Source organism: Myxacorys almedinensis A (assembly GCF_010091945.1).
Lineage (GTDB): Bacteria > Cyanobacteriota > Cyanobacteriia > Leptolyngbyales > Leptolyngbyaceae > Myxacorys > Myxacorys almedinensis.
In genome coordinates this window covers 1-10360 of sequence record NZ_WVIE01000052.1, presented here as the reverse complement: position 1 = coordinate 10360, position 10360 = coordinate 1, and the positions used below count along the sequence as shown (strand labels likewise).

Here is a 10360-nt window from a genome sequence, read left to right as displayed (position 1 = left end):
GTTACCCTCGCTCGACTTGCAGCCAAAAGGCTTGCCTGCTCTCCCTCCTGCCATCTTTTAATCCGTCGAACTCACGTGGTATTAAGCGCTTCCAATCCCAGCTATCCACAAATCACAATCGATACAAAAGAATGCCGAGTAGAGGTACAGGGCATCTTGCTCTGGGTTTTGCGGGAATATGTATAGATTTGTTGATTGGGCTTATCAGTAGATTCTAGTGGGCTGAAACCGCTAAACTGGCTTTTGTCAATGCGGGAACGATGCGATCGCTCATTGCCCTTGCGCCTGATAAGTTTCGTGCCGTTGGACCCGTGCGTAATGCAGCTAACCCGCCCATCATAAATAGCTCACAATTTCGCCAGCGTAAGCATTCATCCACAATCGGCAACCCGTTCACAATATCGGTTGGATAAGCGTCGAAAACATCTTGTAACAGGGGATGCTTTGTTGCATCTAACTGGCTACCCGTGGCGCACCAGATGCGATCGATCAGTTGGTGTTGAATGCATTCATGCACGGTTGCTTGATCACAACACACCCGCCAGTGATCTCTATTCCAGCTAGCTTGAGAAACTTGGCACTGCTCATAAAACACAATCCGCCCATCTCGCTGCAAACGGCGCAGTTGAGTCAGCATTGCTGGGGTCATGGAACCCCCATTCCGCGCTTGCTGAATCATTTGCCAACGAGCGTACCAATCCGGTTCTGCCCAAAAGTCTTTGAGATATTTCGGACCCAACCAACCCGGATCGGCATCAAAGAGTTTTTCGTAGACGGTGCGGCGAGACATAAGTAGCACCTGTGCGCCGCGTTGAATTGCGCCAACTGCCAAGTGTCCACTGGTCAATCCACCACCAATAATCAGGATTCGTTCACCTCGGAGTTGTAAGCCTCGCAGATCCACCTGATGAGAATGTAGGAGGCGATCGCATGGATAACCCATTGGAATCTGACTGACCCAGCCTGGAAGCTGAGGGATTCCACCCCCGTTGGCAATAACGACTCGACGGGCGATTACAGTTTGCCCGGTGGCTAATTGCAGACAGAACCGGGACTGATGCTGATTGTTCAAGGGTTTGATCTGTTCAACTTGAGCCGCATACACGCAATTCTCTAACTGCCAGCGACGGATCACATCCTGGCAAAAGTCTTGAAACAATTGAGTTCCTGGCAGGTCGTAGGGTGGAAACAGTTCGTCGGGGCGAGACTCGGCAAAGGTGCGAAGGGCATGGGAATCGGGGTCGGGTTGATGGACGGCTGGCGATCGCAAGTGAGGAATTTCCAACGCCCCAAACTGATGATTCCAGCGACTCATCCAGGTGCCGCTGGGGTCGAAGACGAGAAACCGTCCTCGCATGGATTTTTTCTTTTGCAATAGGTGAGTCACCAGCGTCAGGGCGTGGGGTCCTGCCCCGACGATCGCCAGGTCAATGGAGTCTGGTAGAGCGAACACGGCATTAGGCATGAATCAATTACTAAGTTATGAGAATGATTATCATTTTAGTTGTATCATAGGACGATGTTTTGCAGTGAATGAATCATCAGGAGAAAAAATGTCTCTAAACGTCAGTGAAGCCCTGGTTCAACAGGCAGCAGTAGGTGAGGTGGATGAGTCAGCCTTTGTCGAAACCATCCGGCAATCTTTGCCCTACGCCTGGAATATTGTCGAGAAGCTGTCCCACAGCATCCACCAGGATGGCGAAGAGTGGGCAAACCATGCGATCGCTCCACCCAGCGAACAGGCGCGAGGACAGTTGCTTCGCATGGTGGGTGGTGATGCGATTCGGGGGGCGGTAGAGCGGCACTTTGACGTGAAGCTGGCATTCCAGAATTGTCATAACCTGGCAGTCTTTCGGCGCGATCGCCTGGATTCCGATGCCTACCGCAACTTCACGTCGATTCGGAATCAAATTCTCAACCAAACCCCTGAACTCCAAGACTGTTAGAACTTCTGATGCCATCACTAAACATCACACTGGTGTCTGGTCCACCCGGCGCGGGAAAAACGACCTGGATACGGCAACAGATCAGTTCTGCTGCTGAGACAGCCGTTTATCTAAATCTGGGATCGGGAAATACTCCGAACGACTTTCGTCGCGCTTGCGCTATCGACCCAACCTATCTAGCAGCAGAGGTTGCGGGACTCACCGTGCTACCCGTCGAGCAGTTGACTGATTTTTTAGCCCATCCGCTGGCGGGATCTGCTGTCTACGTTGAATTGGGGTTTCACATTGATCTAACCTCCCTGATTCTGCCTGACCAGATGGCAGACTGCCAGCGAGTGGCAGTGTTGCCGCCGGGAACTCGACACACAGAATGGCATGGCTGGGCAGACCTTGTGGTAACGGGTGTTGAGACGGGTGCGGTGTTATCACAGCCTCATCTCTGGCGTTCGGTTCTGTCGGGACAGGTGCTTGACCTCGCTAGTCTCAATACTTTTTGGTATGAACTGACGCATGGGGCGTATGGCACTGTTCAACGCGCTAAAGGCATTTTTGATGTTGCTGATGGGCGATCGCTCCATTTTGACTTTGTGACTGGACTCGCTGAAGCAACTTATCTGGAACTCAATCTACCCCGCTGGCTGAATGGTAGACCCGATCGCTTTAGCGGCATTGAGGTCGTCGGGGAAGCACTGGAGCAAGAAGCAATTGCTCAAACAATCAAAGAGTGCTGTTTGAATGATCAAGCGATCGCTTATTACCAGCAACAAATCAAAGACTCATTAGACCCAGGAGATGAAGTGGCATGAAAATCGCTGTGATGTCCTGCATTCACGGTAACTATGAAGCGTTGAACGCGGTGCTATCTGATATTGATGACCAAAATGCCGATAAGGTCTACTGTCTCGGTGATCTAGTTGGGTATGGTCCCCATCCCAATGCCGTGGTAGAAATGATTCGCGCGCTCGATATTCCTACCTGTCAGGGGTGTTGGGATGAAGACATTGTGGAAGGATTAAATTCCTGTGAATGCAGTTATCCATCAGTGTTGGCAGAGAAGCGAGGAAAAGTCGCACACGACTGGACAAATCAAGTCATTCATCCAGAGGTGCGAGAGTATCTGGCTCAGTTGCCCCTGAGTTTACGCGATGACAACCTGTGTTTTGTGCATGGCAGTCCCCATAATCAGCACGAATACTTGATGCCAGAAGTGGATGCATTTGTGGCGATGGAGCGAGTGCTGGCAACGGGTGCTGATATTTTGTTTTGTGGTCATACTCATGTGCCCTATGTGCGATCACTCGATGTTGGACAATTGCAAATCCGCGTCAAACTCACTGGAAAATCAGAACCTCAAAATACTAGCTTCTCTGCACCGCTCAAGCGCATTGTCAATGCGGGATCAGTCGGTGAACCCCGTCACGGTAGACCGAATGCTACCTACGTGATTTATGACAATGACACGGATCAAATCACGTTACGAGAAGTGGAATACGACTATCAAAAAACTTGTGCTGCCATTATCGAAAATGGGTTACCGCCTGTATTTGCTTGGCGACTGTCAAAAGGACTAGAGTATGCTGAACGAGCCGATGATCCAACCCATGTGTGTGAACGGTAAAACACCATGACGAATTGGGCAATTTTGAGCGGAATTGAAGGTAATTTAGCCGCTTATGAAGCGGTGCTGGCAGATATAAAACGGCAGCGACAACCCATTGAGGAATTATATATTCTGGGTGATGCGATCGCTGCGATCCCTGAAAGTACAAATGTGATCCAACGGATCAGATCTCCCCGTCCTGATGAACCTGTACCCCAGGTCTGTCAGGGTTGGTGGGAAGAACAGTTGCTGATTTTGCACGGGCTGGGACGAACGGGAGAACCGACCGAACTGATTGAGCGCTATGGAATCGAGATGGTGAAAACTTTGTGGGATGCAATTCCACGAGAAATGGTTGAATGGGTGCGATCGCTCGACTTTGGTCTCTTTGAACTCGACTGCTTACTGATTCACGGCAGCAGTGTCGATGTTGGTGATGAATTAACTCCTGATACACCTGCGATTCAAATGCTCGATCGCTTGATGCGGATGGATGCGAATATGCTCTTCTGTGGGCGATCGGGATTAACGTTTCAATACGAGATTCAGCAGGGTAGTGTAACCTCCAGCATCACAACTTTAGATCAGGTAACTACACCACAAGCCATTCTGGTTAAACCCCGACAGGTGATTGGGGTAGGGAATATTGGACGCATTCCCGGACAGGCAACCTACACGCTCTATAATCCTTACACCAATCATATTGAGTTTAGAACAGTTCGGTATGGCTCAGGGAAGGGGTTTCAGCCATTGAAGGACAAATTATTTCCACCTCTAAATAATCGGTTGATGACGTGAAAAGTCGCTAAGATTACGACAAGTCAACTTTGTAATCAGTCGGAGTCAGTGTATGGCAAGCATCGAAGTGATTATTCGAGACGACGATGGCAACATCATCAGCCAGCAACCAGCGACACAAGTAAACCTGAAAAACGCGAACTTAGACTCGATTGAAGCGGACGTGGAACAGTGGCGCAAAGAAACCTTGCCAAAAATCGAGTCGGAATTGTTGCAGCAAGCACAAACGGACTTTACAACCGGGGAAAAAACAAGTTAGGACTGCGCTGTCATGGAACCAGAGTGATGACGCTGAAGACGTTGCATGGCGCGTTTGAATTTCAAGTGCAGAAGTATCAGCTTGAAGGGGTGAGCCTCAGTTATCTGGAACTGACGCAGCCAGAGACACGCCCGAATTTAGGTCGAGGACTGCAAGAGTTTTGCGCGTACTACAGCAATCGCCTCAGTTATCGAGAAGTCTCGGAGTTGGTCGAACGGCAGTGTGGAACACGAGTGTTCAGTTCGCAAGGGATTTGGCAATTGGTACAACAGCAAGCCCTGCAACTGAGTGACGGGATAGAACGCAGCATAGTTGCACAACCGAGTAAGCCGATGCTTGAAGTTGCGACGAAGGTTGAGCTGTACGATGAACCCAGTGCCGAAGTGATTCTGTATGATGATGCGATTGGAGTCAAAGCTCAGAAGCCGCAACGACCGCGCCGAGATGCCGCTGCAACCGAAGAGCCTGAGCATCCGAAGACCGTCGTGACCGATGTGGTGGTGCTGCAAACTGCTCCTGAGCAATTCGAGTACTTGAGCGCTCCGATGGCTGCCGATGGGTCAGTGCGATTGCCGATTGAAACGGTCGTCCTCTCCCGGATGCAGCAGGTCTATGGACAATCTGAGACCCCATTACCGCTTGTTGTCATCAGTGACGGAGCTACCGTCATCCGCAATCGATGGAATCGTACCTTTAGCAGTGCTGTGGTGGTGATTCTCGATTGGTATCACCTGTGTGAGAAGGTGCGGCAATTGATGTCAATGATTGCTCAATCGAAGACCGAGAAAACAACGCATCTCAAGCTCTTATTGAGTGACCTGTGGCATGGGCGCACCCAAGCAGCACTCGACTATCTTCAGCAGGTTGTCCCACGCAACCGAGAGAAATGGCAAGAGTTGATCACCTACTTGAAGAAACATCAGCATGAGATCGTGGACTATGAACAGCGACGACAAGTGGGAAAATCCATTGGCAGTGGACGGGTAGAAAAGGCGGTTGACCAAGTGATTGGCTCTCGCCAGAAACGCAAGGGCAAGAGTTGGAGACCGCAAGGCAGTCATGCACTCGGTCTGCTGAAAGTCCTTGAACTCAATGGCAAATGGCAAAAATATTGGTTTCCTCAGTCCGCGATCGTTTAAATCAACCGATTATTTAGAGGTGGAATTATTTTGACAGTTGTTGCAGCCATTTTGTTATTACCTCTCTTTGTTAAAGCTCTACGATTACGCGGAGTTTTGCGCTCTGCTTGGAATAAGGGGGAACATGAGAATTACAAGAACTAGCAAGCAACCTCTATAGCCATTGAAGGCTCTGCTCTGAATGGTTGTTTGCTACCATAGAGTTTAGAAACCTGGGAATATCTATGACTCTATCAATTGCCCTTGAACCTACGCCTATAGAGACTGATGCTTATGGTGTTGTGCGAGTTTCTAGAACTCGTGTCACCCTAGATACTGTCGTGACGGCTTTTTTAGAGGGATGTACGCCAGAGGAAATAGGAGAGCAGTATCCATCGCTTCAACTACCAGATATATATCTCGTTATTGGTTACTACCTCAGACATCGGGATGAGGTTCGTACCTATCTTGCAGAACGCCAGCGTCAGGCAAACATAATTCAGGAGGAGGCTGAACAGCGGTTTAATCCTATTGGAATACGTGATCGCTTAATTGCTAGACGTAATCAGTCCAGGTAATCTAAAATGTCTCGATTTCTGGCTGATGAGAATTTTAATAACCAAATCGTGCGGGGTGTTTTTCGTCAAAGCCCAGATCTGAGCATTGTGCGTGTTCAAGATGTGAGCTTGTCGGGAGCAGATGACCCAGCCGTTTTAGCATGGGCAGCCCAAGAAGGGCGAATTGTTTTGACTCATGATGTTGCTACGATGATAACTTTTGCTTATGAACGCATTCAAGCTGGATTGTCAATGCCTGGGTTGTTTGAGGTGAGTCGTCGTGTTCCAGTAGGGTTAGCGATAGAGGAAATTATCTTAATTGCGGAGTGCAGCCTTGAGGGTGAGTGGGAAGGACAAGTAAGATTTCTCCCTCTACGATAGACAAGAATAGCGATCACCACCTAACACTGCGTTGGTGCGGACGGGCGAGAGATCTTGGTGCTGAGTTCCAGGTTATCTGCCGCCGCTCACTTTAGCCGTTGGGCGGCTTAAGTTATCCGTCAAAGTTATTAGTAGAGAGGTAATGAGATGTCAGACTCAGTTTACGATTAAAGAATACTGCTATGGAAAGTACGAATCTTCTCACCCTACCCGACAATCGACGGTTAGCCTATGCAGAGTACGGCGACCCCAACGGGCATCCCGTTTTCTACTTTCATGGTGGCGGAACTTCTCGTTTAGAGCCATTGTTGTTAGGCGATGAAGTCTTTATCCGATTAGGCTTACGACTGATTGCGCCAGATCGTCCGGGAATCGGACAGTCAGACTTCCAACCGAATCGCGGATTTTCTGATTGGACGAAGGATGTCACATTTCTTGCCGATGCCTTGGGAGTAGACAAATTCTCAGTGCTGGGTGTTTCGTCGGGAGGCGGCTATACTGCTGCCTGTGCTGCAAAGATTCCTAATCGATTACATTCAGCCGTGATCGTTTCAGGAGCATGGGAATTTACAACTGCGGATTTGCTGAAATACAATCGTTGGAGTTTGATTTTAATCAAGCGTTTTCCCTGGCTGTATCAAGCCTCAATGAAATTGACGCAGCGATTGCTTAATGGTCCTCCAGACAAACTATTAGAAACTTTAGGAAAAAGACTTCCGGAAGCAGATTATGCGGTATTAAAATCGCCAGGTCGGATAAAGAAAAGCTGTGAGGCTTTGAACGAGGGACTTCGTTCAGGAACACGAGGAACCGCCTGGGATCTTCAGCTTTACTTCAGAAAATGGGACTTTAGTTTAGATGAAATTCGGATGCCGCTGACATTGTTCTATGGTGAAGAGGATCGGAATGTTCCGCTTGATCTGGTAAAGCGAATTGCTGCGACTCTCCCAACGACTAAGCTGGTGATGTATCCAAATGAAGGACACATCTCGGTGGTGGTGAATCAGATTGAAGCGATCGCCAAAGCGCTCTCAAATGAATGAGAACCTTGTATTTGCGTTGACGTAGTTCAGGCTAACAATCCCGTTGCACACCGACCGTATCGAGTTTTTTCGTTGAGTCCGAGAGGTTGCTAACGGCAGGTGAAGCGGGTCGTTAGGCGCTTGAAGTCATATTTAGGAGTTGCATACAAAAATGAAAACTCAGTACTTTACAGTGACAAGTCTTGATGGCTTCATTGCGACTGAGAATGACTCACTAGATTGGCTGTTTCCGCTTGGTGACCTGAATGACTCCAACTATCCAGAGTTCATTTCAGATGTGGGTGCGTTGGCAATGGGATCAGCAACTTACGAGTGGATGGTACGCAACGCCCAAAAGGTTGCCAATGAGACTGGCTTTGCTTGGCCATACACTCAGTCAGCCTGGATATTCTCTAGTCGCAAGCTGACAACAATCGAAGGTGCGAACATCCGATTCGTCAATGGAGATGTACACCACGCCCACACCCAAATGCGAGTTGCTGCTGGCACCAGAAACATCTGGATAGTTGGAGGCGGAGATCTGGCTGGTCAGTTCTACGATGCTGGTTTACTGGATGAGCTTATCATCCAGGTTGGCTCGGCCACCCTCGGCAAGGGTAAGGCACTATTCCCTCGCAAAGTACTAAGCCCATTTCTGCGCCTAGTGTCTGTTCATCAGATGGGTGCTGGCATGGCTGAGTTGCGCTATGAAGTACACAAAGGCGGTGTGAGTGGAGCCGCCTAACAATTGCAATGCAGCGGACTGTTGAAGCTCCTGGTTGTGATGCAAAGGCTGTTTGCCGCCGCTGATTGCAACCGTTAGCCTGCTTAAGCCATAGTTTGAGGCGTCTTGAGAGATTATCGGTGAGGCACGAAAATTGTGGAAAGAGAAGACCTATGGAAGGAATTCGAGAAGAGCATTGATCTGTATAAGTTCTATCTAGATATGGTGCTGAAAGATATGGTGCTGAAAGCCAGCATATTCATTTTTGGTATCACAAGCGCGATTATTTTATATTATTTCTCGAACATAAATAAGCCGCTAATTAAATTGAGTTTTGTCCTTCCATTGATTATGAATGCTGGCTTTACTTATCTGTGTTTCAAGGGATCTTCATTTGGAGATATTTTAGATAAAGAGCATGAAAAACTCTCTGAGGAGCTTGGAACAAGACTGTTCGGTAGTCCTATTTAGTAAAGGATAGAGAATAAGCAGCTTTACAAACAACTGGGTAACTCTGAACGTATCTGTTTGTTGTAGTGATGGATGAAATACCAAATCGCTCCAATGTGATTCTCCAGCTTCTTAGAAAACGATAATGTCTTCCTCACTAAACGTGACACTCGTTGTCTCAGCGTGTTGTTGAATCGTTCAATGTAGCTGGTCAAGCCACTTTCCTTGCCAACTGCACGATGACGCTTACTTGGTAAAACCTTGGCATCAGCTTCCCAGTAATCGCTGTACACGATGGCGCATTGTCGATAGACCGCAGGCATCGATTGCCACAATCGCATTGCAGCCTCTGCTGAGCGGTCGCCAATGTAGCATCCAACAATCTCACGGGTTACGACATCGAGTGCTAACCACACCCACTGCTTGTTGCCCTTGTTATTGACAAACGACCATAATTCATCCATCTGCACCTCTAAGTGCCCCTTCGCTTTGGGTTGCACTTGCCCCCGTTGCTGCACCCTAGCGTAGCAACGGTTGACATAGCGTTGCAGCCAGTCCTCCGATAGGTTCATCACACGAGCAATACCCGCCAAAGGAATCTTCTCTAACAACAGGCAATCAATCATCGCTTTGCGGTCTGGGTCGATGGGTTTCCATTGCGGGTCTTCAACGAACTGGCGACCACAATCACGACATTTATAGTTTTGCTTACCACGACGAGTGGTGCCGTTTCTCATAATGTCGTCTGAGCCGCAGTTAGGACAGAGAAGATAAGGCTTCATGGTGGAAAATTGGAAAGTAGGAGATGCATCACAAGAGATTCAACCATGATAGCGACTTCTAATTTCTCTATCCTTTACTAAAGGGCATTACCGACTGTTCTTCACTTTCAGTCCCCTGCACGAAGTGCTGCGTTTGTTTGCAATTCTGCACGCTCTAGCATCTATTGGATTAGTCGTATTGATGACAAATCTGGTTTAATTCTGTAGACAACTAGAGAGCCGATGCCCATATGAGTGAAAGTGTATACATCGAAACCAGTATTTTAGGCTACCTGACAGCTAGATCAACCAAAAATTTGATCCTCGCTGGAAATATTGAAGTCACTAGAGATTGGTGGGAATTGCGACGAAGTGCTTTTACTCTCTACATCTCACAGGTCGTTCTAGATGAAGCAACACAGGGTAATGGAGAAATCGCGACTCAACGGTTGGAAGCTGTTCGCGGTTTTCCACTACTGGAAGTAACAGAATCTGTACAAAACTTAGCTGTTCAGTTCATGACTAGAAGTAATCTTCGGTAGTGCCCTGAAGGAAAGGATAAGAATTAAAATGAGAAGAGTTGCTCAGAACCAACTGGATCATGAAAGAAATTCATCCTTGTCCAGACTGCGGGTCTGAAGATGTGAGTCGAAATGGTCATACTCGACATGGTAAGCAGACCTATAAATGTCGAGATTGTAGACGGCAGTTTGTGCTGAATCCGCAATGGCAAATGTTAAGTGA

At 48.2% G+C, this 10360-nt stretch carries 15 protein-coding genes; 13 read left to right on the top strand and 2 right to left on the bottom strand.

Annotated features, from left to right (window positions below; translation table 11 throughout):
* Positions 1-214: 214 nt before the first annotated feature.
* Positions 215-1465 carry a SidA/IucD/PvdA family monooxygenase gene (locus tag GS601_RS22455; RefSeq protein ID WP_162425521.1) on the bottom strand — a complete coding sequence of 417 codons (1251 nt, stop codon included), beginning with the start codon at positions 1463-1465 and terminating at the stop codon, positions 215-217.
* An 88-nt stretch (positions 1466-1553) separates the two neighbouring features.
* Here GS601_RS22455 and GS601_RS22450 point away from each other — a divergent pair, with 88 nt between their 5' ends.
* The 11 genes from GS601_RS22450 to GS601_RS22400 all read left to right on the top strand — a co-directional run bounded on the left by GS601_RS22450 (position 1554) and on the right by GS601_RS22400 (position 8876).
* Positions 1554-1946, top strand: coding sequence for an SCO5389 family protein (locus tag GS601_RS22450; protein WP_162425520.1), 393 nt, complete (start codon positions 1554-1556; stop codon positions 1944-1946).
* 8 nt (positions 1947-1954) lie between these two features.
* A complete protein-coding gene (locus tag GS601_RS22445; RefSeq protein ID WP_162425519.1) occupies positions 1955-2752 on the top strand; it encodes a CobW C-terminal domain-containing protein in 798 nt (265 codons plus the stop codon).
* Positions 2749-3564, top strand: a complete 816-nt coding sequence (locus GS601_RS22440; RefSeq protein ID WP_162425518.1) for a metallophosphoesterase family protein — start codon at positions 2749-2751, stop codon at positions 3562-3564. Before GS601_RS22445 ends, GS601_RS22440 begins: the two co-directional genes overlap by 4 nt.
* A 6-nt stretch (positions 3565-3570) precedes the next feature.
* Complete coding sequence (locus tag GS601_RS22435) at positions 3571-4344, top strand: metallophosphatase (RefSeq protein ID WP_162425517.1); 774 nt, start codon at positions 3571-3573, stop codon at positions 4342-4344.
* 52 nt (positions 4345-4396) lie between these two features.
* Positions 4397-4603 (top strand): hypothetical protein, encoded by a 207-nt coding sequence (locus GS601_RS22430; protein WP_162425516.1) that lies wholly within the window; start codon positions 4397-4399, stop codon positions 4601-4603.
* Positions 4604-4629: 26 nt separating this feature from the next.
* Positions 4630-5742: a hypothetical protein gene (locus tag GS601_RS22425; RefSeq protein ID WP_162425515.1), complete on the top strand. Its 1113-nt coding sequence runs from the start codon at positions 4630-4632 to the stop codon at positions 5740-5742.
* A 224-nt stretch (positions 5743-5966) separates the two neighbouring features.
* The gene (locus tag GS601_RS22420) at positions 5967-6299 is read left to right on the top strand and encodes a DUF433 domain-containing protein (RefSeq protein WP_162425514.1); all 333 of its coding nucleotides are present in this window, start codon (positions 5967-5969) and stop codon (positions 6297-6299) included.
* A 6-nt stretch (positions 6300-6305) separates the two neighbouring features.
* Complete coding sequence (locus GS601_RS22415; protein ID WP_162425513.1) at positions 6306-6659, top strand: DUF5615 family PIN-like protein; 354 nt, start codon at positions 6306-6308, stop codon at positions 6657-6659.
* A gap of 182 nt (positions 6660-6841) precedes the next feature.
* On the top strand, positions 6842-7702 hold the full coding sequence (locus tag GS601_RS22410) for an alpha/beta fold hydrolase (RefSeq protein ID WP_162425512.1): 861 nt from the start codon (positions 6842-6844) through the stop codon (positions 7700-7702).
* A 151-nt stretch (positions 7703-7853) separates the two neighbouring features.
* Positions 7854-8426, top strand: coding sequence for a dihydrofolate reductase family protein (locus tag GS601_RS22405; RefSeq protein WP_162425511.1), 573 nt, complete (start codon positions 7854-7856; stop codon positions 8424-8426).
* 135 nt (positions 8427-8561) lie between these two features.
* Positions 8562-8876 carry a hypothetical protein gene (locus GS601_RS22400; protein ID WP_162425510.1) on the top strand — a complete coding sequence of 105 codons (315 nt, stop codon included), beginning with the start codon at positions 8562-8564 and terminating at the stop codon, positions 8874-8876.
* 23 nt (positions 8877-8899) lie between these two features.
* Here the strand turns inward: GS601_RS22400 and GS601_RS22395 are convergent, their stop codons facing one another.
* On the bottom strand, positions 8900-9637 hold the full coding sequence (locus GS601_RS22395; protein WP_162425509.1) for an IS1 family transposase: 738 nt from the start codon (positions 9635-9637) through the stop codon (positions 8900-8902).
* Between the two features lie 230 nt (positions 9638-9867).
* Between GS601_RS22395 and GS601_RS22390 the strand changes: the two genes are divergently transcribed.
* Complete coding sequence (locus GS601_RS22390; protein WP_238393460.1) at positions 9868-10158, top strand: PIN domain-containing protein; 291 nt, start codon at positions 9868-9870, stop codon at positions 10156-10158.
* A 59-nt stretch (positions 10159-10217) separates the two neighbouring features.
* Positions 10218-10360: IS1 family transposase (locus GS601_RS22385; protein WP_162425508.1), on the top strand; the 143-nt coding region annotated here is incomplete at its 3' end.